Raw genomic sequence first — 23357 nt, 5'->3', positions numbered from 1 at the left:
ACTATCTACCCGCCCGATTCAGACGACGCCCCCGATCCATCCCTCGCTTCGCCTCAGCGCGACCGCTCTAGCCTCCTGCCAAGGAAGCCGGCGAAGGGGTGGAACAATAAGACAGACAACAGGTTCAGACGTAGCAGACGACAGATCCGCATGCGGTTCCGATTTGCGATGTCGTCGATCGAGTCGAAGTCTCTTTTCACGATTGCATTGCGAGCGCTGCCATGACTGTCACTTCCAACGCGAGACCGGGAGGCCTGCCTGCCAGGTTACTCGGCATCCTGTTCATGCTCCTGGGCCTGGGCCTCTTGGGGCTGGGCATCAAACTGGCCACCCTCGGGGGCTCCCTGTACTACCTCGGCGGCGGCGTGCTGCTCGCCCTGAGCGGTTACCTGCTGTGCATCCGGCGGGCCAGCGGGGTCTGGGTCTATGCCTTCTTCCTGGTGGTCTCCACCGCCTGGGCCGTACTGGAAGTCCAGTTCGACTGGTGGCAACTGGTGCCGCGCCTGGCGCTCTGGTTCGTCCTTGGCCTGGTCCTGCTGATCCCGGTGTTCCGCCGTCCGCTGGACAGCCGTAGCGGCGGCCTGCCACTGGTCGGCTCGCTGGTGATCGCGGCGGTCGTCGCCCTGGTCGCCCAGTTCGTCAACTACAACCGTCTGGACGGTGACCTGGGCCGCGACACCGCCGGCACCGAAAGCGCCGCCCCGACCGCCGCCGATGGCGACTGGCCGTCCTATGGCCGCACCGCCTTCGGTGATCGCTACTCGCCGCTCAAGCAGATCGACGTCAACAACGTGAAGAATCTGGAGCCCGTCTGGACCTTCCGTACCGGCGACATCCCCGGCCCGAACGATCCCCAGGAGACCACCGCGGAAAACACCCCGCTCAAGGTCAACGGCATGCTCTATGTCTGCACGCCGCACAGCCAGGTGATCGCCGTGGACCCCGACAGCGGCAAGGAAATCTGGCGCTTCGATCCCAAGCTGAGCACCCAGCACGCCGACAGCTTCAAGGGCTGGGCGCACATGACCTGCCGCGGCGTGGCCTATCACGACGACGCCACCTACGCCGGCACCACCACCGCGGGCCAGAGCCCGGCCACCGGTAGTGCCATCTCGGTCGATGAGCAGAGCACCCCGGCCGCCAGCAGTTGCCCGCGGCGCCTGTTCCTGCCCACCGCCGACACCCGCCTGATAGCCATCAACGCCGACACCGGCAAGGTGTGCAGCGACTTCGGCGATAACGGCCAGGTCGATCTGACCGCCAACATGGGCAGCTTCACGCCCGGCGGCTACTACTCCACCTCGCCGCCGGCGGTGACCCGCAACCTGGTGATCATCGGTGGCCACGTCACCGACAACGTCTCCACCGACGAGCCGTCCGGCGTGATCCGCGCCTACGACGTGCACACCGGCAAGCTGGTGTGGAACTGGGACAGCGGCAACCCGGACGCCACCGCGCCCATCGCCGCTGACGGCATCTATACCCGCAACTCGCCCAACATGTGGTCGATGATGGCGGTCGACGAGAAGGTCGGCATGGTCTATCTGCCCATGGGCAACCAGATGCCCGACCAGTGGGGCGGCAACCGTACCCCGGCGTCCGAGAAGTACAGCGCCGGCGTGGTCGCCCTCGACATCGCCACCGGCAAGGTGCGCTGGAACTATCAGTTCACCCACCATGACCTCTGGGACATGGACGTGGGCGGTCAGCCGACCCTGGTGGACATCAAGACCGCAGGCGGCGTGAAACCCGCACTGATGGCCTCGACCAAGCAGGGCAGCATCTATGTGCTGGACCGCACCAATGGTCAACCCATCTACCCGATCACCGAAACCCCGGTGCCCCAAGGCGCGGTGGAAGGCGATCGCACCTCGCCGACCCAGCCGGTCTCCTCGATCAACCTGGCCGCGCCGACCCTCAAGGAAAGCGACATGTGGGGCGGTACGCCCTTCGACCAGGCGCTGTGCCGCATCGCCTTCCGCGAGCACCGCTACGAGGGCATCTACACCCCGCCGTCCACCCAGGGCTCGATCGTCTATCCGGGTAACTTCGGCGTGTTCGACTGGGGCGGTATCTCGGTCGATCCGGTGCGCCAGATCGCCTTCCTCAACCCCAGCTACATGGCCTTCACCTCCAAGCTGGTCCCCCGTGAAGAGATCGCCAATCAGCCGGCGCGCAAGAGCGAGACCGAAGGCATCCAGCCCAACAAGGGCGCGCCCTACGGCGTGATCCTGTCGGCCTTCCTGTCGCCCCTGGGCCTGCCCTGCCAGGCACCTGCCTGGGGCTATGTGGCCGGTCTCGACCTGACCACCGGCAAGCTGGTCTACAAGCACAAGAACGGCACCGTGCGCGACAACTCGCCGGTTCCGCTGCCCCTGCCCATGGGCGTGCCCAGCCTGGGCGGCACCGTCACCACCGCCGGTGGCGTGGCCTTCCTGAGCGGAACCCTGGACCAATACCTGCGCGCCTATGACGTGAAGAACGGCAAGGAACTGTGGAAAGGCCGCCTGCCGGCCGGTGGCCAGACCACCCCCATGACCTACACCGGCAAGGACGGTCGCCAGTATGTGCTGGTCTACGCTGGCGGCCATGGCTCGCTGGGTACCAAGCAGGGTGACTATGTGATGGCCTTCGCCCTGCCCGAGAAGAAGTAAGGGCGCTCGCGCCCGAACTCCCCTCTCCTCCGGGAGAGGGTCCGGGGCGAGGATGCTTCGAGCACTTTGACATCCTGTTGGAACCCCCCTCGCCCCACCCCGAAATCCCGGCCTGGCCGGGATTTTTTTCGCCTGGGTTTTTCTTTCTATGAAAAGAGCCCCCTGGCACCTAAGGCCCAGCGGAAAAGGCTGCGCTGTTCTCCACGCTACGGGGTCAAGACCGTGCCTCGAACGCTCCCACTCCCCCTGGGAGAGGGCTGGGGTGAGGGCAAACCCCGCTCCATCCCGTCCACCCGACTCGGTTAAGCTACCCCCATGCCCAGCTCCCCGCCCCACCACCGCCGCCTGCGCCTGGCCAACGGCCTGGCCGTCGCCCTGCTGCACGATCCCGAGCTGCCCCAGGCCGCTGCCCTGGTGCGCATCGGCGCCGGCAGTCACCAGGCGCCGCGGGCCTATCCGGGGCTGGCGCACTTTCTCGAACACCTGTTCTTTCTCGGCAGCCGCCGCTATCCGGCGGCGGACGGCCTGATGCCGCTGGTGCAGCGTCTGGGCGGCGAACTCAACGCCAGCACCCGCGAGACCACCACCGACTTCTTCTTCGCCCTGGCGCCCGAACACCTGGCCGCCGGCCTCGCTCGCCTGCTGGACATGCTCGCCGCACCGCTGCTGGCAGCGGACGCCCAGCGCCGCGAGCGCGAGGTGTTGCACGCCGAATTCATCGCCTGGTCGCGCAGCGCCGATACCCGCCGCGACCTGGCCCTGGCAGCCGGATTGCCCACGGACCATCCAGCCGCCGGCTTCCATGCCGGCAACCGCTACAGCCTGCCGCTGCAGAACCCGACCTTCCAGGCGGCCCTGCGCGACTTCCAGCGCCAGCACTACCGGGCGGAAAACGCCCTGCTGGTGCTGGCCGGGCCGCAACCGCTGGCCGAATTGGCCGATCTGGCCCGGGAACAGGGCGCCCTGATGCCCCCTGGCCCGGCGCCCGGATCCGTAATGCCGCAAGCGCTCCCGGCTGCAGGTGAACGCTGGCAGACCCTCATCGCCACGCCGCCGACGCTAGCCCTGCAATTCGCCCTCGATGACCTGCCACCTGGCAGCTGGGAAGCGGCGGAGCTGCTGGAAACCCTGCTGCTCGGTGACCATCCCGGTGGCCTGGCAGCATCCCTGCGCCAGGCCGGCCAGGCCGAACGACTGACCCTCGCCTGGCCCTATCGCCAGGCCCGCCAGGGCCTACTCCGACTGGATCTCGTGCCCGGCCCCCAGGCCAACCCGAGCCACCTGACCGGCATCCTGTGCGCCTGGCTGGACGCCCTGCGCCAGACGCCCCTCGCCGCACTGCAGCGGGGCCACGCCGAACGCACCCAGCGCCTCTGGGCGACCCTGCCCGCCCTGGCGCTGGCAAGGCGCCTGGGTGAGCGCCTCTGGCTGGATCGGCCCGGAAACGCCTGGCCACAACCGGCGCTCTCCCCTGCCGCCCAGGCCGCCTGGCCACGGCTGCTCGCGCAACTGGTCCCGGAGCGCCTCAGCGGTTTCGCCGCCGGACTGGCCGACTCCCCGTGCACAACAGCTCCCGCCGCCGTCCCCTTTGCCCTGCCTCCGATCAATCCCTTGCTCGCCGACCCCGTCACGCCAAGCGCCCCGACGAGGCAGCCCTGGCCGATCAGCCAGGCCCTCGCCCCTCAGCAGCGCGAAGGCCTGCTGTTTCTGCGCTGGCAATGGCCGGGACCGGCACCGGTCGCGCCCGATGTCCGGGTGCTGGGCGCGCTGCCCCGGCTGGCCGCCGAGGCGGGCGTCAGCCTGCGCTGGAGTCCGCCCGGGGCACCCTGGGAATTGCGGCTTCAGGGCTGGGCCGCGGCGCTGCCGGCGGTGCTGGAGCAGGCGCTTGGCCGCCTGACGAACGCGCTGGACCTTTCCCAGCCGCTCCCCGCAGCCTCGATCGAGCCCATGCTGATCCGCCAGTTGCTCAAGGTCCTGCCCGAGCGACTAAATACGGTCACGTCGCTGAAAGAGCATGAAGAAGGCCTACGCTGGCAGGCTCTGGCCTGTGGCCTGCCCCAGGCGGCGCAGGCGTCCCTGGCCGCCCTCACGCCGCCGCCTCAGCCCCGGGCAGCGCCGCTGGGCGAACCGCCCAGCTGCACCGGTCGCCGCTGGCACCACGAACCCAGCGCCGATGCCCAGCAGGCGCTGCTGCTGTTCTGTCCGCAACCCGATGCGCGCCCCGCCACCGAAGCCGCCTGGCGGCTGCTGGCGGCGCGCCTGCAAGGACCGCTGTTCCGGCGCCTGCGCAGCGAGCGGCAACTGGGCTATGCGGTGTTTTCCGCCTATCGCCTGCTGGGCGATCACGGTGGCCTGCTGATCGGCGTGCAATCGCCCCAGGCCCGGGCGGCGGAGATCCTCGCGGAAATCGAGGACTGCCTGGCCGCCAGTCTCAAGGCGGTGCAGGCCGAGTCCGCGACGCTGGCGCAGAACATCCGCCAGCTGGTACGCGACTTCAGCCCCGCCACCACTCAACGCGCTGCTCTGGCCGAGCGCCTCTGGTGGGGCTTCCAGCGCAGCGGTGCGCTGGATCTTGCGCCCCTGCAACACGCCCTGGCCGCCTTGGACGACAGGGCCCTGCAGCAGGCCTGGCAGCAGCTCACCGCCGCCGAGGCGCCGCGCTTCGTCCTGGCCAATGCCGCCGCACCATCCGGCTGGATGTCATAGCTTTCAACACTTTCCCGGGAGCGTGGGCCGCTGCTGGCGGTCAATCTGTTGCAGGATCGGTAAGACAGTTATGTCCGCCGGACCGCCGGCGATTCGTCGCGGCAAAAACCCTTAGCTAGGTAACATTTGTTAAACTCAGCGACCGGATCCATCCGGCTTTCGCAGTCAAAAGAGGAGACCTCCCATGTGGACCAAGCCTGCTTACACTGACCTGCGCATCGGCTTCGAAGTCACCATGTACTTCGCCAACCGTTGATGCGCCCCACGCCCCGGTTCGCCGGGGCGTACTTTTTCCAGGTTTAGCCTTTCCCATGCATATCCAGATTCTCGGCTCCGCCGCCGGCGGTGGCTTTCCCCAGTGGAACTGCAATTGCGTCAATTGCGACGGCTTCCGCAAGGGCACCCTCAGGGCCCAGGCCCGTACCCAGTCCTCCATCGCCCTGTCCGACGACGGGGTGAACTGGATCCTGTGCAACGCCTCGCCCGATATCCGCGCCCAGCTGGCCGGCTTCGCCCCGCTGCAGCCGGCGCGGGTCCTGCGCGACACCGGCATCCGCGCCATCGTCCTGCTAGACAGCCAGATCGACCACACCACCGGCCTGCTCAGCCTGCGTGAAGGTTGCCCCCATGAGGTCTGGTGCACCGAGATGGTCCACCAGGACCTCACCACTGGTTTTCCGCTGTTCAACATGCTCGAACACTGGAACGGCGGGCTCAGCTGGCAGCCCATCGCCCTGAGCGGCAGCTTCACCATTCCAGCCTGCCCGAATCTGGAATTCACGCCCTTTCCGCTGCGCAGCGCCGCGCCGCCCTATTCGCCCCATCGTCACGATCCGCATCCGGGCGACAACCTGGGGCTGCTGGTCCATGACAGACACACCGGCGGCAAGCTGTTCTACGCCCCGGGCCTCGGCCAGCCGGACGCCGCCCTGCTGGAGCTGATGGGCCAGGCGGACTGCCTGCTGGTGGACGGCACCCTCTGGACCGACGACGAGATGCAGCGTCGCGGCGTGGGCACCCGGACCGGCACCGAGATGGGCCACCTGCCGCAGAGCGGTCCCGGCGGCATGCTGGAGGTGCTGGCCGGCTTCGAGCGCCAGCGCAAGGTGCTGATCCACATCAACAACACCAATCCGATCCTGGACGAAGACTCCCCCGAGCGCGCCATCGTCGCGCGCCAGGGCGTGGAAGTCGCCTGGGACGGGATGTCCATCGAGTTGTGAACGCCATGCCCAACGCCCTCACGCCCGCCGAATTCGAAGCCGCCCTGCGCGCCAAGGGCGACCTCTACCACATCCACCACCCCTATCACGTGGCCATGTACCAGGGTCGCGCCAGTCGCGAGCAGATCCAGGGCTGGGTGGCCAACCGCTTCTACTACCAGGTCAACATCCCGCTCAAGGACGCCGCCATCCTGGCCAACTGCCCGGACCGCGAGATCCGCCGGGAGTGGGTGCAGCGCATCCTCGACCACGACGGCGAGCCCGGCAGCGAAGGCGGCATCGAGGCCTGGCTGCGCCTGGCCGAGGCCACCGGCCTGGACCGCGAGCAGGTGCTCTCCCAGGAACTGGTGCTGCCCGGGGTGCGCTTCGCGGTGGACGCCTACGTCAACTTCGCCCGCCGCGCCTCCTGGCAGGAAGCCGCCAGCAGCTCCCTGACCGAGCTGTTCGCGCCGCAGATCCACCAGTCGCGGCTGGACGCCTGGCCGACCCACTACCCCTGGATCGATCCGGCCGGCTACGAATACTTCCGCACCCGCCTGGGCCAGGCGCGGCGTGACGTCGAGCATGGCCTGCAGATCACCCTGCAGCACTACACCACCTGGGAATCCCAGCAGCGCATGCTGGAGATCCTGCAGTTCAAGCTGGACATCCTCTGGAGCATGCTCGACGCCATGAGCATGGCCTACGAACTGCATCGCCCGCCCTACCACAGCGTCACCAGCGAGCGCCGCTGGCATCGAGGAATCGACCTATGAGCTTCGACCGCACCCAGGTGCCGCGCTGGCGTCCCGGCTACCGCTTCCAGTTCGAGCCGGCGCAGGACGCCCATGTGCTGCTCTATCCCGAGGGCATGATCAAGCTCAACGACAGCGCCGCCGCCATCGGCGGGCTGATCGACGGCCAGCGTGACGTCGCCGCCATCATCGCCGCGCTCGACGAACGCTTCCCCGGCGTGCCCGAACTAGGTGCGGACGTCGAACAATTCATGGAGGTCGCCCGTGCAGAGCACTGGCTCCTGCTCGGCTAAGCCTTGTTTGAGAAATCGCCGAGCGAAGGTCAGGCAAGGCAAAAATCGGCGAGGAAGCGGAGTTTACAAATGGTAAATGAGCATTCCGAGCTGATTTTTAACGCAGCATCACCGAGCGCAGGCACTTCTCAACTGCCGGGCACGCCCATGCAGTTGCCACAGCCGCCAGCGGTAGGTAAGCCCAGCGTCGGCCTGCCGCTGTGGCTGCTGGCCGAGGTCACCTATCGCTGTCCGCTGCAGTGCCCGTATTGCTCCAACCCTCTGGACTTCGCCGCCCAGGGCCGCGAGCTGACCACCGAACAGTGGTTCAAGGTCATGGCCGAGGCACGGGAGATGGGAGCCGCCCAGATCGGCTTCTCCGGGGGCGAACCCCTGGTGCGCCAGGACCTCGCCGAGCTGATCCGCGAGGCGCGCCGGCTGGGCTACTACACCAACCTCATCACCTCCGGCATCGGCCTCACCGAGGCGCGCATCGCCGAATTCAAGGAGGCCGGCCTGGACCATATCCAGATCAGCTTCCAGGCCAGCGACGAACAGGTGAACAACCTGCTGGCCGGCTCGAAGAAGGCCTTCGCCCAGAAGCTGGCCATGGCCAAGGCGGTCAAGGCCCATGGCTACCCGATGGTGCTCAACTTCGTCACCCACAGGCACAACATCGATCGCATCGACCAGATCATCGACCTCTGCCTGGCGCTGGAAGCCGACTTCGTCGAACTCGCCACCTGCCAGTTCTATGGCTGGGCCGAGCGCAATCGCGCCGGTCTGCTGCCGACCAGGGCCCAACTGGAGCGCGCCGAAGGCATCACGAACGAGTACCGCGCGCGCCTTAAGGCCGAGAACCATCCCTGCAAGCTGATCTTCGTCACCCCGGACTACTACGAAGAGCGCCCCAAGGCCTGCATGGATGGCTGGGGCAAGCTGTTCCTGACCATTACGCCGGACGGCACCGCCCTGCCCTGCCACGGCGCCCGGCAGATGCCCATCGCCTTCCCGAACGTGAAGGAGAATGACCTCAGGCATATCTGGTACGACTCCTTCGGCTTCAACGTCTACCGCGGCTACGACTGGATGCCCGAGCCCTGCCGCTCCTGCGACGAAAAGGAAAAGGACTACGGCGGCTGCCGCTGCCAGGCCTTCATGCTCACCGGCGATGCGCGCAACGCCGATCCGGTCTGCGCCAAGTCACCGCACCACGACCTCATCCTCGCCGCCCGCCAGGAAGCCGAGACCGCGACCCAGCGGATCGAGGACCTGCAATTCCGCAACGAGCGCAATTCGCGGCTGATCGCCAAGGCTTGAAGCCAGCGGCGGCGCTAGGCACGCCAAGGTCGTCGGCGGAATCCAGTCCCCCACAGCCTGGGCGCAGGCTTGCCGAGGGGACTCACCACCCACGGCTCCGGGGCATTTGCCTCCCGGCCGGGCAGTGACCATACTGCCCGGCCGGACCTTTTCCCCTCATCGTCATGCCTTCGATACGCCCGCTGCGCCCTGCCGACATCCCGGCCGTTCTCGACATCCAGGCGGCCAACTACCCCGCCGACCTGCTCGAAGACCACGCCTTCTACGCCAATCGCCTGGAACTCGCCCCGGAACACTGCTGGGTGGCGACCGATGCCGAGGATCGCCTGCGCGGCTATCTGATCGCCTATCCCTGGGACGACGGCCTACCGCCGGTACTGGGTGCTCCTCTCAAGCAATTGCCAGGCGCGGCCTCGACCTGGTTCCTGCACGACTGCGCCGTGCATCCCGAGGCCCAAGGTCAGGGCGTGGCGGGGCGTCTCTATCGTCACGCCAAGGGCCAGGCCCGACGCGCCCGCCTGCGCCAGGGGCGGCTGGTGTCGCTGTCCAACGCCATCGGCTACTGGCAACGCCACCACTATCAACCGGTCCCGGCCGACGCCGCGCTCAAGGCCAAGCTGGCCGGCTATGGCGCCGGCGCCTGCCTGATGCAGCGCCCGCTCGATACCCCGGATGCCGAGCACGCGTAAAACCTGCAAATCTAAATGCAAGTATTTCGCTTTCGCCTTAACATGGTCCAGCCCAGGAGGGCCTCTGCCGCCCGGCGCTCTGGCGCGGGTATCTTGATCGCCGCTACAAGGAATCCCTGATGAACATCGCTCCAGCGTCTTCGGCCAAGGGCCGGCGCATCTTTTCCGTCACCCTGCTGGCCGGTCTGCTGGCGCTGGGCGGCCAAACCGCCCAGGCGCGCTCCAGCTTCGAAGCCCCCGATCCGGACTACCATGGCGAGATCAAGGCCAGCCCTGTCACCGGCACCGCCATCCTGGCCGGCAGCGAGGTGGCGCTGGACGGCCGCGGCTTCACCCCCGGTCAGCAGATCACCCTGTCCCGCGGCGGCGTGGCGCTCAACCCCGACGCCGCCTACGTGGCCGACGCTCAGGGCACCTTCAAGGCGACCTTGCGCATCCCCGAAGACGCCGCCCCCGGCCAGCACCCCATCGTCATCAGCACCGCCCAGCCTTCGGGCGCCGCGGTCTTCCCGCTCAAGGTCTCGCCGGTGGTGCCGCTATCCGGCGCCGACGCCTATAGCCTCACCGCGGTCAAACTGGTCCCGGGGCTGTACCAGGTGGACATCAGCGCCAAGACCGGCGCCCTGTTCGTCACCTCGGCTGTGGGCCGCCCGCCGGTCAAGGTCTCGCAACTGCTCAAGCTCGATCCCAAGGACCTGGCCATCCAGCGCCAGATCACCCCGGCCGCCGCGCCGGGCAGCGACGCCGGTGTCTACGCCGTCTACGGCGTGGGCGTGGACGATCGCAACGGCCACGTCTGGACCACCAACACCCGGCAGAACACCGTGGCGGTCTATCGCCAGAGCGACCTGGGCCTGGTCAAGCAATTCGAACCCGGCCTCGTGCCCCATGCCCACACCGTGGTGGTCGACGAGAAGCTCGACCGCGCCTTCGCCTCGGCGGCCATGACCCCGGACATCGTCAGCTTCGACGCCAAGACCCCGGCCGTGCGCAAGCACATCACCATCGAATCCGGCGTGCGCGGCGAGCGGTTCGCCGTGGTCGGCATGCACCTGGACCCGGCGGTGCACAAGCTCTATGCCGTCAGCCTGAAGACCAACGAAGCCGCGGTGATCGACGCCAAGACCGAGACCGTCGAGAAGGTCTTCCCGCTCCAAGGCGCCAAGACCCCCATGGGTGTGGCCCACGATGCCAAGACCGATCGCCTGTTCATCACCGCCCAGGGCAGCGACAACCTGCTGATCGTCGACGCCAAGACCGGCCAGACCCTGCACAACGTCACCACCGGCGCCGGGGCGCTGAACGTGGCCTTCGACCCGGTCAAGCGCCTGGCCTACGTCACCAACCGCGGCGCCGGCACCCTGACCGTGGTCGACCCGGACGGCACCATCAAAGCCAATCTGGAGCTGGGCACCTATCCCAACCACGCGGTGGTGGACGCCAAGGGAGTGGTCTATGCGGTGAACAAGGCCAAGGGGCAGGATGATGCCGAGGGGGATCGGATTACGCGGGTGATGGCCAAGTAAGAGGCTTGCCCCTGGCCTGGACAACCTTCTTATCGCGGCCATGGGCCGCTCCTACAGGTGAGCCCCCTGCTGTAGGAGCAGTCCATGACCGAGATAAAGGCGTGATTCCAAGCTTGAGTTGAGCGCCAGCGAAACCCAATGCCTTTGGGCTATCGGTGGCTAGCTGTTTATCGCATTTTGCTGATGTTTTTTGTTTCGCCCACCCGGGCGAGTCACTTTTGTCAGTCGCGACAAAAGTAACCAAAACCGCTTGCCCCGACCATCCGGCCCGTCGCTTCGCTGCGGGTCCGCTCACGCCAGCGCCGTTCCGGGGTCGGCCTACACGGGCCGTCCATGGCCCGTTAGGCCTCTCGCCGCATCCATGCGGCTCGACCCCTCCACGACGCTGGCGTTCGCCCTCCTGAACGGGGCGATTCGCTAGCCTGAAAGTGTTGGTTGAAAAGCCATAACCGTTTGTAGCGTGGACAACGGCGAAACCTTGTCCACAGGGATCGACGTTACGCGCCAGTGGAAAACGCTGCGCGGTTTTCCACGCTACGACTGACTCTGGCTCTGCCTGTAAGCACCGCAGTCTCAGGCTGGCGCCCCGTCCCCGTCAGTGAGGCCGAGTGCAGGTGTTGCGGAGGGGGATGCGAGGCAGGACGCCGAGCAAGGCGCGAGGGGCAGGAGGCCCCTTCGTGACGTGCCCCCGGAGCGGCGCCGGAGCGAGGGCACCCGGAGCGAAGCGGAGGGCCGAACTATCGAGGTGTGCTTTCTTTTTGCTTACTTTTCTTTGTACCGGACGGCGATCCGCAAGCAAAGAAAAGTGAGTCGCCGGCCAGGCGAAACAAGGATCTTCAACAAATCGCGATGATCAGCTTAGGCAACAAAATCCAACCTCCTCCCCTCCCACAAAAAAACGCCCACCAATCCAACCCGGCGGGCGCCATTCAAGGGGGCGACTGAGGGGAAAACTCACCCCTCCAGCGACTCCACCCCCAACTCATCCCACACCGCCTCCGCCAGGTGGAAGGTGGCATTGGCCGCCGGGATGCCGCAGTAGATGGCGCTCTGCATGATCAGCTCCTTGAGCTCCTCCCGCGTCACGCCGTTGCTACGGGCGGCACGCAGGTGCAGGCGCAGTTCGCCCTCGCGATTCATGCCGATCAGCATGGCGATGGTGATCAGGCTGCGGGTGTGCCGCGGCAGGCCCGGGCGGGTCCAGATGTCGCCCCAGGCGTGGCGGGTGATCATCTCCTGGAATTCTTCGTTGAAGGGGGTCAGCTTTTCCAGGCTGCGATCGACGTGGGCGTCGCCCAGCACCGCGCGGCGGACCTGCATGCCGGCTTCATAACGTTCTCTTTCGTCCAAGATCGACTCCTTTAGGCGCTCAGGAAGGCCAGCACGCGCTGGGTAAAGGCATCGTCCATCTGCACGTTGGACAGGTGGGCGGCGGGAAACTCGACGTACTCGGCGCCGGGAATACGCTCCTGCAGGAAGCGCCCGTCGGCCGGGGTGGTCACGGCGTCATGGGTGCCGGCGACGATCAGCGTCGGCGCACGGATGGCATCCAGCACCTCGCGGAAGTCGGCATCGCGCACCGCCGCGCAGTTGGCCGCGTAACCCTGGGGCGAGGTCCCGGCGAGCATGGCGACGATGCGGTCGACCCGTTCCGGCTCGGCGCTGGCGAAGTCGGGGGTGAACCAGCGACCGATGGAGGCGTCGCGCAGGTCGCGCATGGCCTGCTCGCCACCGGCTTCCACGGTCTGGATGCGGGTGTTCCACACCTCGGGGGTGCCGATCTTGGCGGCGGTGTTGCACAGCACCAGGCGGGTGATCCGCTCCGGCGCGTTGATGCCCAGCCACTGGCCGATGGAGCCGCCCATGGACAGGCCGCAGAAGGCGAATTGGTCGATGCCCAGGGCGTCGGTCAGGGCCAGGACGTCGCGACCGTTCTCGTCCATCCGATAGGGACCGGGGGTCACCAGGGAGGCGCCATGGCCGCGGGTGTCATAGCGCAGCAGGCGAAAGCGCTCGCTGAAGGCGGCGACCTGGTCATCCCACATGGCCAAGTTAGTGCCCAGGGAGTTGGACAGGATCAGCACGGGGGCGCCCTCGGGGCCCTCCAATCGGTAGTTCAGGTCGCCATCGGCGAGACGTACGCTGGGCATCAGGCAGTCCTCTGGTCTAGGGATGGGCAAGCAGGGTGCGGTGTTCAGCCAGGGCGCGGGTTACCCAGGCGCGGGCCTGGCCCTGGTAATGGGCGGGGTCCAGCAGGCGATCCAGCTCGGCGCAGGAGAGTTCGGCGGTTACTTCCGGCGTATCGCCCAGTACCTGGCGCAGGTGACGCCCCTCCTGGACGGCGCGTTTGCAGCTCTGCTCCACCAGGTGGTGAGCGGCCTCGCGCCCCAGCCGTCCGGCCAGGGCGATGCTGACCGCCTCGGCCAGCACCAGGCCGTGGGTCAGTTCCAGGTTGGCCTGCATGCGCGCGGCGTCGACCTCCAGCCCGGCGACGATGGCCTGAGCCTGTTGCAGGGCGCCGGAAACCAGGCAGAACAGCTCCGGCAGGGTTTCCCACTCGGCGTGCCAGAGGCCCAGGCTGCGCTCGTGCTCCTGGGGCATGGCGGAAAACAGGGTGCTGACCAGACCCGGCGCGCGGGTGGCGGCGGCGATCAGCACCGCGGCGCCCACCGGATTGCGCTTGTGCGGCATGGTGGAAGAGCCCCCCTTGCCCGGCGCCGAGGGCTCGAAGACCTCGGCGGCTTCGGTCTGCATCAGCAGCGACAGATCCCGTCCCAGCTTGCCCAGGCTGCCGGCCACCAGGCCGAGCCAGGCGCCGACCTCGACCAGGCGATCACGCTGGGTATGCCAGGGTTGCTCCGGCAGGTTCAGGCCCAGCTCACTAGCCAGGGCCTCGGCCACCGGCAGGGCCTGATCGCCCAGGGCGGCCAGGCTGCCCGAAGCGCCGCCGAATTGCAGCACCAGCACCCGTGGTCGCAGTTCGACCAGGCGCTGGCGGTGACGGGTGATGGCGCCCAGCACCCCGGCCAGCTTCATGCCCAGGGTCACGGGCGTCGCATGTTGCAGCCAGGTGCGCCCGGCCAGCACGGTACCGGCATGGCGCTCGGCCTGGATGGCCAGGGCCTCGGCCAGGTGCGCCAGATCGGCGTCCAGCAGATCTAGCGCCTGGCGGATCTGCACGACCAGGCCGCTGTCCATGGCGTCCTGGCTGGTGGCACCGCGGTGCACATGGCGCTCGGCCTCGGGATCCTGGGCGGCGATCTGCCGGCCCAGGGCCTTGACCAGGGGAATGGCGGAATTACCGGCGCTGACCACCGCCCGGGCCAGTTCGGCGGCATCGTATAGCTCGGCACGGCAGGCGGCGGCGATGGGTGCCACCGCCGTTTGGGGGATCACCCCCACCGCCGCCTCGGCGCGCGCCAGGGCTGCCTCGAAGTCCAGCATGCCCTGTAGTCGGCCCCGGTCACAGAACACCGCGCGCATGGCGGCGCTGGTGAAGTAGGCATCGAATAGCAGGTTGGACATGGGGATTCCTCAAGTGGCGGAGCAGCCAACAAAGCGTAGCGAGCGGTTGTCAGGCGGGTGCGAGCGGCGCGCAGGAACCGGAATGTACGACTGGTACATGAGGATTCCGAGCACTGCACGCGCCCGCATGGCGGACGCGCAGTAGTTTTGTTGGTTGCTCCTAGTGGTCGTGATGCAGGTAGGTAGCTTGCCGCGGCAGCCGCAGGCTGACCAGGAAGGCCACCGCCAGCATCACCGAGACATAGATGTAGAAGACTTCTTCATGACCCTGGGTCTTGAAGCTCAGGGCGACGAATTCCGCCGAGCCGCCAAAGATCGCATTGGCCACCGCATAGGACAGGCCCACACCCAGGGCGCGCACCTCTGGTGGGAACATCTCGGCCTTCACCAGGCCGCTGATGGAGGTGTAGAGGCTGATGATGGCCATGGCCAGGCAGATCAGCAGGAAGGCCACGAAGGGACTCTGCACGCTGGCCAGGGCGGTGAGGATCGGCCAGGTGCAGACCGTGCCCAGGCCACCGAACAGCAGCATGGAGGCGCGCCGGCCGATGCGGTCGGAGAGCATGCCGAACAGCGGTTGCATCAGCATGAACACCAGCAGGGCGCAGGTCATCACGGCGCTGGCGGTCTTGGCGTCCATGCCGCTGGTGTTGACCAGGTACTTTTGCATGTAGGTGGTGAAGGTATAGAAGATCAGCGAGCCGCCGGCGGTGTAGCCGAGCACGGTGAAGAAGGCCGCCTTGTGATGCTTGAACAGGCCGCTCAGGGTACCGGCCTCCTTGTTGGCGCGGGTCTCGGCGGTGGTGGTCTCTTCCAGCGAACGACGCAGGAACAGCGAGATCACCGCCGCGGCGGCGCCGACCAGGAAGGGAATCCGCCAGCCCCAGGCGCGCAGATCGGCGTCGCTCAGGACCTGCTGCAGGATCACCACCACCAGCACGGCCAGCAGTTGGCCGCCGATCAGGGTGACGTACTGGAAGGAAGCGAAGAAACCGCGCTGGCCACGCAGCGCCACCTCGCTCATGTAGGTGGCGGTGGTGCCGTACTCACCCCCCACCGAGATGCCTTGCAGCAGGCGCGCGAGCAGCAGCAGGGCCGGCGCCGCGACGCCGATGCTGGCATAGGTGGGCAGGCAGGCGATGGCCAGGGAGCCGGCGCCCATCATCAGGATGGAAATGACCATGGAGGTGCGCCGACCGTACTTGTCGGCGACGCGCCCGAAGATCCAGCCGCCCAGGGGCCGCATGAGGAAGCCCGCGGCGAACACCCCGGCGGTGCTGAGCAGCTGCACGGTGGGATCGCTCTTGGGGAAGAAGGCGGCGGCGAAATAGATGGAGCAGAAGGCGTAGACGTAGAAGTCGAACCATTCCACCAGGTTGCCGGACGAGGCGCCGACGATGGCGAAGATGCGCTTCTTGCGCTCCTCGAAGCTGTAATGCGGGTGAGTGCTCATGGAGATCCTTAATTATAGGTATGGACGGACGGGGGACAGCCTACCGCCATCGGACCAAGAGAGACACACGCGGTTACAGGTAGGTGTGGGCATGGGGTGGGTGGCGATTTCGGTGACTGCTCAAGCAAGGGCTCTACGATCGGCTTAGAGGATCGCGGCCATGGGCCGCTCCTACACGTGCCATACCTGTAGGAGCGGCCGCATCGGCGGACCGCCATGGCCGCGATATGACCAGAACACCAAACCTAAATCGAATCCACCCGCTCCACCGCCAGCGCCAGCCCCTGGCCGACGCCCACGCACATGGTGGCGAGCCCCAGGCGGCCGCCGGTCTTTTCCAGGTGGTGCACCGCGGTGAGCACCAGGCGGTTGCCGCTCATGCCCAGGGGATGACCCAGGGCAATGGCGCCGCCATTGGGATTGACCTTGGGGCTGTCGTCGGCCACGCCCAGCTCGCGCAGGACGGCGATGCCTTGGGCGGCGAAGGCTTCGTTGAGTTCGATGACGTCGAAGGCCTCGATGGGCAGGTTTAATTGCTGCAGCAGCTTGCGCACCGCCGGGGTCGGACCGACGCCCATGATGCGCGGCGCCACCCCACCACTGGCCATGCCCAGCACCCGGGCGCGGGGCGTGAGGCCGTGCTTCTTCGCCGCGTCCGCCGAGGCCAGGATGATGGCCGAGGCGCCGTCGTTGAGCCCGGAAGCGTTGCCCGCGGTCACGGTCCGGTCCGGACCGTTGACCGGCTTGAGCTTGGCCAGGCCTTCTACGGTGGTGTCCGGACGCGGATGCTCGTCCTGCGCCACCACCACGTCGCCCTTCTTGCCCCTGATCGTCACCGGGACGATTTCCTCGGCGTAGTAGCCGGATTCCTGGGCCGCCGCGGCGCGCTGCTGGCTGCGCAGGCCGAAGGCGTCCTGGTCGGCGCGGCTGACGCCATAGTCGGCGGCGACGTTGTCACCGGTGACCGGCATGCTGTCGACGCCATAGGTCTCTTTCATCGCCGGATTGACGAAGCGCCAGCCCAGGGTGGTGTCTTCCAGTTTCTGGCCGCGACCGAAGGCGCTGTCGGCCTTGCCCATCACATAGGGCGCGCGGGTCATGGATTCCACCCCGGCAGCGATCACCAGCTCCATCTCGCCCAGAGCGATGGCGCGATAGGCCTGGCCCACCGCTTCCATGCCCGAGGCGCAGAGGCGATTGAGGGTCACGCCCGGCACCGTTTCCGGTAGTCCCGACAGCAGCACTGCCATGCGCGCCACGTTGCGGTTGTCTTCCCCGGCCTGGTTGGCGCAGCCCATGAACACCTCGTCCACCGCCGTCCAGTCCACCTGGGGATTGCGCTCCTGCAGCGCCTTGAGCGGAATGGCCGCCAGGTCGTCGGCGCGTACCGCCGAGAGACCGCCGTTGAGCCGGCCGATGGGGGTCCGAATGGCATCGCAGATATAGACGGGGCGACTCATTCCTCAGCTCCTTTCTGACCGCCATGGGCGGCATTGGTCCTGGCCTGCAGATCACGCAGGGCGTCGAGTTCGGTCGCCGTCGGCGCTGCGGTGGTGGCGACCTGGTCGGCGAAACGGATGGCCCAGCCGGTGGCGGCCACCACCTGTTCGCGGGTCACACCCGGATGCAGGGCGGTCACCACGAATTCGTGGGTGCCCGCTTCCGGCTCCATGATGCAGAGGTCGGTGATGATGGCGGTCGGACCCTTGCCCGGCAGGCCCAGCTGCTGGCGGTGATCGCCCCCCTCGCCGAAGCCCACCGAGGTGATGAAGGCCAGCTTGTCGACGAAGCTGCGGTGCGACTGCTTGAGGATGATCAGCACCTCCTTGGCCGAGCCGGCGATTTCCGGGGCCCCGCCGGCGCCGGGCAGACGCACCTTGGGCTGGTGGTAGTCGCCGATCACCGTGGTGTTGATGTTGCCGAAGCGGTCGACCTGGGCCGCACCGAGGAAGCCCACGTCGATGCGTCCGCCCTGCAGCCAGTAGCGGAAGATCTCGCCGGTGGGCACCACGGTGTCGGCGGTCTCGGCCAGCTCGCCGTCGCCGATGGACAGCGGCAGCACCGAGGGCTTGGCACCGATGGGGCCGGATTCGTAGATCAGCACCACGTCCGGCGCATGGGTCAGGCGTGCCAGATTCGCCGCGGTGGATGGCAGGCCGATGCCGACGAAGCAGACGCTGCCATTGCCAAGGCGACGTGCCGCAGCCACGGTCATCATTTCATTGGTGGTGAAGTCGCTCATGATTCAGGCCTCCGCAGCCAGCTTCGCCTGGAAGGCGGCGAAGTCCGCGGTACCGCGGATGTAGGTGTCGATCCACTGGGTAAAGGTGTCGCGGTCGCGAGCGATCGGGTCCCAGGCCTGGTAGAAACGGTTGTCCCGCTCGTAGTAGCCGTGGGCATAGGACGGATGCGCCCCGCCCGGGACCACACAGACGGCGCTGAGCGCCCAGGTCGGCAGCACGCAGGCGTTCATCGGCGCCTGCAGGTCGTCGACGAGCTCTTCCACGGTGACGATGCAGCGCTGGGCGGCCAGGGCCGCTTCCTTCTGCACGCCGAGGATGCCCTGGATCAGCACGTTGCCCTGGCGGTCGGCCTTCTGCGCATGGATGACGGTGACGTCGGGGCGCACGCTGGGTACCGCGGCGAGCTGCTCGCCGGTGAAGGGGCAGGCGATGAACTTGATGTCCGGATTGACCTTGGCCAGGTCCGAGCCCTGGTAGCCGCGCAGGACGGCGAACGGCAGGTTGGAGGCGCCGGCGACATAGGCGTTGGCCAGGGCCGCGTGGCTGTGCTCGGAAATCTCAAGCTTGTGCGGCCAGCCTTTTTCCACCGCATCGCGCAGCCGGTGCAGGGAGCCGACCCCGGGATTGCCGCCCCAGGAGAAGATCAGCCGCTTGGCACAGCCGGCACCGATCAGCAGGTCATAGACCAGGTCGGGGGTCATGCGCACCAGGGTCAGGTCGCGCCGGTTCTGGCGGATCAGCTCGTGGGCGGCGGCGGTCGGAATGAGATGGGTGAAGCCTTCGAGGGCGACGGTCTCGCCATCGTGGACGAAGCGCTGGATGGCTTCGCTCAGGGACAGGATCTGGGCCATGGATTGTCGACTCGCGTCTTTGTTGTCGGCGCCGCCCGGTGCGGCGGTCTGGAGTCAGACTACAAAGCCCCACCCGCGCAAACAATCCGATAATCGACTAACAGTTCGATTATCGAACAGCATCGCTTTATGGACTGTCGACCCCTTCTACGCGCAGTGAGCCGTTGCAGCGGCTACACTGCCCTCCCCTCATCCAGAGCCCAGCCGATGTCCGACAAGCCCCGCGCCTCCCTCGAAGGCATCACCCTCGAAGCCCTGCTCACCCGCCTGGTGGAGCATCACGGCTGGGAAGAACTCGGTCGGCGCATCCCGCTGCGCTGCTTCACCCATGAGCCCAGTATCAAATCCAGCCTGACCTTCCTGCGCCGCACGCCCTGGGCGCGGGAAAAGGTCGAGCAGCTTTACCGGCGCCTGCCCCGGCGCTAATAGCCTGACTAGAGCCTTTCGCCCCTGTCGACACCGCAGCAACCCTGCCCTATAGTCGAACGAACCACTGCGCCGTAGGCGAATACGCCGGCAGGGAGACAGGACATGCTCGAGAAAGCACTGCTCGTCGATGCTCAAGGGCGGCCGATCGCCCAGCACCACAAGGTCTTCTCCAACGCCTGGGACGAGATCAAGGCCTGGTCGAGCGAGGTGTACATGCCCTACGACGTGGCGCCCATCGGTCGCCACATCGCCCCGGCTTCGACGATGCACTCGGCGAAGATCGGCGCCATCACCGCCACCCGCTTCGCCTATGGCATCCCGGTACACATCAAGGATTGGGACCAGGACGCCGGCAACGCCTTCGTCGCCACTACCATCGGCGGGACCGCGCGGCACTGGGTGGATCGCGAACAGGCGGTCGAAACTCCGGTGGGCAGCTCCTTCGTCGTCGACTGCAGTCGGACCGATTACTGGGTCGACTTCGATCCCGACCATCTGCAATTCAACCTGACCATTCCCCACGAATTACTGGAGCGGACCGCCCTCGACTGGTTCGGCTTCAATCCCGGCGATGCGCTCTGGCAGGCCAAGGTGGGTCTGGGCGGCGCGGAATCCAGCTGGCTGGGGCTGATGGATTACGTCGCCCGCTCCATCGCCGAAGCGCCGGAACGGCTCACCCAGGGGCCGCTCGCTCGACACCTGGAGCAGACCATCTGCGTCCGCCTGCTCAACGAGTGGGCCTTGCGCGCCGGCTTGGACCTGAACGATCCCTGCCACCGCCTGGCCCCGCGCACGGTCCGCGCCGCCGAGCAATTCATGATCGAGCATGCTGCCGAGTTGCCCACCATGGCCGATGTCGCCCGCGCCGTGGGCACCAGCGTCCGCACCCTGAGTGCCGCCTTCAAGAGCTTTCGCGGTTATCCACCCAGCGCCTTCCTGCGCGAGCAACGCCTACAAGGGGCGCGCCGAGTCTTGAGCGCCGCACCACTTGGTGCCAGCGTGTCCGCCATCGCCGCGGCCTGGGGCTATATCAACATGGGCGAGTTCGCCCGCAGCTATCGCCTGCGTTTCGGCGAGCGACCTTCAGACACCCTGCGCCGCGGCACCGCCTGACCGTCTCGGCTATCTGCCGATGGCAGACAGCGCCTGCCGAGGCCGGATATCACCCCGGACCCTGGTCATCGCAAGATCTCGCCACGCGCGCCCGACCGGGCGCGTAAACCAGCGCCAGAGCGAGATCAGACGATGGCAGACACTCTCAAAACGGCCGCGGACGCGATCCTGGCCAGGGCCGTCGAGAGCACCCCAGGCGTTCCCGGCGTTGCCGCCGTGGTAACCAACCGGCACGGCAATCTCTATGTGGGCGCCGCCGGCAGGCGCACCCTAGGCAGTGCCGACCTCATGGCGCCCGACAGCCTGTGCGCGATTTTCTCCACTACCAAGGCGATTACCGGGACCGCGGTACTGCAACTGGTGGAGCAGGGCCTGCTCGACCTGGATGCGCCCGCCAGCACCTATGTGCCCGCCATCGGCAAGCTGCAGGTGCTCGAAGGCTTTGCCGACGATGGCCAACCGCGCCTGCGTGCGCCGCGGCGAGCCATCACCACCCGCATGCTGTTGCTGCACACGGCAGGCTTTGGTTACGACTTCTTCAATGCGCACTACCAGCGCCTCGCCACCGAGCACGGCCAACCCAGCGTCATCACCGCTACCCGCGCCGCCCTGGAAACGCCGCTGCTCTTCGATCCGGGCGAACGATGGGAATACGGCTCGAACATCGACTGGGCCGGTCTGGTCGTGGAAAGCATCACTGGCCGCCGCCTGGACGAAGTTTTCGCGGAGCGGATCTTCGCTCCCCTGAGGATGCATGATTCCGCCTTCGTGCTTACCGCCGACATGCGCGACAGGCTCGCCACCCTGCACCAGCGCGACGCCACCGGCCAACTCGCTCCTCTCGACGACTTCGTGCTACCGCAGGAGCCGGAGGTCTTCATGGGCGGGCACGGCCTCTACTCGACGGCCCTGGACTACGCCAAGTTCATCCGCCTGTGGCTCAACGACGGCGACGGCCCCGACGGGCGGGTGCTCAGGCCGGAGACCGTGCGGATGGCCGCGGCGAACGGACTCGGCGCGCTGAAGATCAGGGGCCTGCCCGGTGTCATTCCCCACCTGTCCAACCCGGCCGAATTCTTTCCCGGCATGGCGAAGTCCTGGGGACTGACCTTCATGATCAACGACACCGATGCCCCGACCGGTCGCCCAGCCGGCTCCCTGGCCTGGGCCGGGCTGGCCAACCTCTACTACTGGATCGACCGGCAGAACGGCATAGGTGGCTTCTGGGCCACGCAGATCCTGCCCTTCGTCGATCCGCCTTCGGTCAAGGGTTACCTGGACTTCGAAACGGCCGTTTATGAGGCGCTCGCGGCTCACCGCAGAGCCTGAGAAGCGCGCCCTGGACGGCTCCTCGGCGCGATGGGGCTCTGGCAGTGGAGAGCGGTCTGCGGAGGGATTGCCGTAACGATGTGTGCCTGCGGTACCTGTGCCAGTGCCTGCCTCATCGGCGCCGGGTATCACGGCAACGCCAGGCTCAGGACTGTCCGAAGACCAGTACCTTGAGGCCGCCCTCGGGGTCCTCGTCGGCGAATTCCGGTGGATTGGCCAGGCGCTCGACGAAGGCCAGTCCCGGTGCTTCCTGGGCCATGCCGGCGATGAGGAAGTCCGCCCCCACACCGGGATCGTTGACGCAGGCCAGCACTCGCCCGCCAGGGGTGAGCAGCTCCGGCAACCGGCGCAGGATGCGCGCATAGTCCTTGGTCAGGGCGAAGCTGCCTTGCTGGAAGCTGGGCGGGTCGACGATCACCAGATCATAGGGCCCGAGCTTGCGCACCTTGCCCCAGGACTTGAACAGTTCGTGGCCGAGAAAGCTGACCTTGCCCAGGTCATGGCCATTGAGCCGATGATTCTCGCGGCCGCGGGTCAAGGGCCCGCGAGCCATGTCCAGATTGACCACCTGGGCCGCGCCGCCGGCCAGGGCCGCTACGGAGAAACCACAGGTGTAGGCGAACAGGTTGAGGATGCGCAGGCCGGCGGCCTGCTCGCGCACCCAGCGGCGGCCCAGGCGCATGTCGAGGAACAGCCCCATATTCTGGTGACGGGACAGATCCAGGCCGAACGTCAGGCCGTCCTCATGGATGACGTGCTCGCCCACCGGCGCGCCGATCAGCGCCTCGCTGGCGGCATCCAGGCGGTAACGATGCTGCAACAGCAGGCTACTGGCACCGCTGGCGCGCCACGCCGGGGTCTCGCCCAGGGCCGTCAGGGTCGTGCGCAGGGCCTCCAGCTCGACCGCGGGCACTTCGCGGAACAGCCCTACCCGCACCACGCCTTCCAGCCAGTCGACGGTCAGTTGTTCCAGCCCCGGCAGCAACCGGCCACGGCCGTGCACCAGTCGGCGCGCCTCGGCAGGGGGCGGATCGAGGGCGACCAAGAGCAGGTCGGTAAGGCGGGCAAGGGTGGCGGTATTCATGGGCGATCACGACGGCAAAGGAGCGGCATGCTACGGCAAAAGCGCCGGCGTCGCCTCCCGAGGCCCGCTGCGGCAGGCCCGGCAACCGTCCTCTGCGACGCACCCTTCGTGCCCTTCGGCAAACAAGTTCCCCCCACGAACCGACCAGTCCGATGAAAATATGTCTCAGGCGGTAACGACTCGCAGTTGTATCCCCTTTGTCAGGC

General features: G+C 67.2%; 20 protein-coding genes and 1 other RNA gene. 12 read left to right on the top strand and 9 right to left on the bottom strand.

Annotated elements, in window-relative coordinates:
* Positions 1–221 precede the first annotated feature (221 nt).
* The 9 genes from NRG74_RS20270 (at position 222) to NRG74_RS20230 (ending at position 11124) form a co-directional block, all read left to right on the top strand.
* A complete protein-coding gene (locus tag NRG74_RS20270; RefSeq protein ID WP_257705153.1) occupies positions 222–2654 on the top strand; it encodes a glucose/quinate/shikimate family membrane-bound PQQ-dependent dehydrogenase in 2433 nt (810 codons plus the stop codon).
* Between the two features lie 315 nt (positions 2655–2969).
* Positions 2970–5360 carry a pyrroloquinoline quinone biosynthesis protein PqqF gene (gene pqqF / locus NRG74_RS20265; RefSeq protein ID WP_257705152.1) on the top strand — a complete coding sequence of 797 codons (2391 nt, stop codon included), beginning with the start codon at positions 2970–2972 and terminating at the stop codon, positions 5358–5360.
* Between the two features lie 184 nt (positions 5361–5544).
* Positions 5545–5616: a pyrroloquinoline quinone precursor peptide PqqA gene (pqqA, locus tag NRG74_RS20260; RefSeq protein WP_003243383.1), complete on the top strand. Its 72-nt coding sequence runs from the start codon at positions 5545–5547 to the stop codon at positions 5614–5616.
* Between the two features lie 55 nt (positions 5617–5671).
* Positions 5672–6583, top strand: a complete 912-nt coding sequence (gene pqqB / locus NRG74_RS20255; RefSeq protein WP_257705151.1) for a pyrroloquinoline quinone biosynthesis protein PqqB — start codon at positions 5672–5674, stop codon at positions 6581–6583.
* 5 nt (positions 6584–6588) lie between these two features.
* A complete protein-coding gene (pqqC, locus tag NRG74_RS20250; protein ID WP_059316953.1) occupies positions 6589–7338 on the top strand; it encodes a pyrroloquinoline-quinone synthase PqqC in 750 nt (249 codons plus the stop codon).
* The gene (gene pqqD / locus NRG74_RS20245) at positions 7335–7610 is read left to right on the top strand and encodes a pyrroloquinoline quinone biosynthesis peptide chaperone PqqD (protein WP_017642972.1); all 276 of its coding nucleotides are present in this window, start codon (positions 7335–7337) and stop codon (positions 7608–7610) included. Before pqqC ends, pqqD begins: the two co-directional genes overlap by 4 nt.
* Positions 7611–7757: 147 nt before the next feature.
* Positions 7758–8909, top strand: a complete 1152-nt coding sequence (pqqE, locus tag NRG74_RS20240; protein WP_257705150.1) for a pyrroloquinoline quinone biosynthesis protein PqqE — start codon at positions 7758–7760, stop codon at positions 8907–8909.
* A 164-nt stretch (positions 8910–9073) separates the two neighbouring features.
* Positions 9074–9598: a GNAT family N-acetyltransferase gene (locus NRG74_RS20235; protein WP_017642970.1), complete on the top strand. Its 525-nt coding sequence runs from the start codon at positions 9074–9076 to the stop codon at positions 9596–9598.
* A gap of 119 nt (positions 9599–9717) precedes the next feature.
* A complete protein-coding gene (locus NRG74_RS20230; RefSeq protein WP_257705149.1) occupies positions 9718–11124 on the top strand; it encodes a YncE family protein in 1407 nt (468 codons plus the stop codon).
* 954 nt (positions 11125–12078) lie between these two features.
* Here the strand turns inward: NRG74_RS20230 and pcaC are convergent.
* The 8 genes from pcaC to NRG74_RS20190 form a co-directional block, all read right to left on the bottom strand.
* Positions 12079–12474: a 4-carboxymuconolactone decarboxylase gene (gene pcaC / locus NRG74_RS20225; protein ID WP_093257243.1), complete on the bottom strand. Its 396-nt coding sequence runs from the start codon at positions 12472–12474 to the stop codon at positions 12079–12081.
* Positions 12475–12485: 11 nt separating this feature from the next.
* A complete protein-coding gene (gene pcaD / locus NRG74_RS20220; protein WP_257705148.1) occupies positions 12486–13274 on the bottom strand; it encodes a 3-oxoadipate enol-lactonase in 789 nt (262 codons plus the stop codon).
* Positions 13275–13290: 16 nt separating this feature from the next.
* A complete protein-coding gene (locus tag NRG74_RS20215; RefSeq protein ID WP_257705147.1) occupies positions 13291–14649 on the bottom strand; it encodes a 3-carboxy-cis,cis-muconate cycloisomerase in 1359 nt (452 codons plus the stop codon).
* Between the two features lie 23 nt (positions 14650–14672).
* Positions 14673–14748, bottom strand: a non-coding RNA gene (locus NRG74_RS20210) — sX9 sRNA.
* 61 nt (positions 14749–14809) lie between these two features.
* Positions 14810–16102: an MFS family transporter gene (locus NRG74_RS20205; RefSeq protein ID WP_017642965.1), complete on the bottom strand. Its 1293-nt coding sequence runs from the start codon at positions 16100–16102 to the stop codon at positions 14810–14812.
* A gap of 245 nt (positions 16103–16347) precedes the next feature.
* A complete protein-coding gene (pcaF, locus tag NRG74_RS20200) occupies positions 16348–17562 on the bottom strand; it encodes a 3-oxoadipyl-CoA thiolase (protein WP_257705146.1) in 1215 nt (404 codons plus the stop codon).
* The gene (locus NRG74_RS20195) at positions 17559–18344 is read right to left on the bottom strand and encodes a CoA-transferase subunit beta (RefSeq protein ID WP_017642963.1); all 786 of its coding nucleotides are present in this window, start codon (positions 18342–18344) and stop codon (positions 17559–17561) included. Before NRG74_RS20195 ends, pcaF begins: the two co-directional genes overlap by 4 nt.
* Before the next feature lie 3 nt (positions 18345–18347).
* Positions 18348–19196 carry a CoA transferase subunit A gene (locus NRG74_RS20190; RefSeq protein WP_183633880.1) on the bottom strand — a complete coding sequence of 283 codons (849 nt, stop codon included), beginning with the start codon at positions 19194–19196 and terminating at the stop codon, positions 18348–18350.
* 207 nt (positions 19197–19403) lie between these two features.
* On the opposite strand from NRG74_RS20190, the gene NRG74_RS20185 reads away from it, so the two are divergent.
* The 3 genes from NRG74_RS20185 to NRG74_RS20175 all read left to right on the top strand — a co-directional run bounded on the left by NRG74_RS20185 (position 19404) and on the right by NRG74_RS20175 (position 22067).
* Positions 19404–19622 (top strand): VF530 family DNA-binding protein, encoded by a 219-nt coding sequence (locus tag NRG74_RS20185; RefSeq protein WP_017642961.1) that lies wholly within the window; start codon positions 19404–19406, stop codon positions 19620–19622.
* Between the two features lie 105 nt (positions 19623–19727).
* Positions 19728–20738, top strand: coding sequence for an AraC family transcriptional regulator (locus NRG74_RS20180; protein WP_017642960.1), 1011 nt, complete (start codon positions 19728–19730; stop codon positions 20736–20738).
* Positions 20739–20870: 132 nt separating this feature from the next.
* Entirely contained in the window at positions 20871–22067 is a 1197-nt protein-coding gene (locus tag NRG74_RS20175; RefSeq protein ID WP_068383272.1) for a serine hydrolase domain-containing protein, read from the top strand.
* Between the two features lie 145 nt (positions 22068–22212).
* On the opposite strand, the gene NRG74_RS20170 is transcribed toward NRG74_RS20175, so the two are convergent.
* A complete protein-coding gene (locus NRG74_RS20170) occupies positions 22213–23151 on the bottom strand; it encodes a class I SAM-dependent methyltransferase (protein ID WP_017642958.1) in 939 nt (312 codons plus the stop codon).
* Between the last annotated feature and the right edge of the window lie 206 nt (positions 23152–23357).

This window comes from Pseudomonas oryzihabitans (assembly GCF_024652905.1).
GTDB classification, from domain to species: domain Bacteria; phylum Pseudomonadota; class Gammaproteobacteria; order Pseudomonadales; family Pseudomonadaceae; genus Chryseomonas; species Chryseomonas benzopyrenica.
This window is presented reverse-complemented; position numbering and strand designations above follow the sequence as displayed.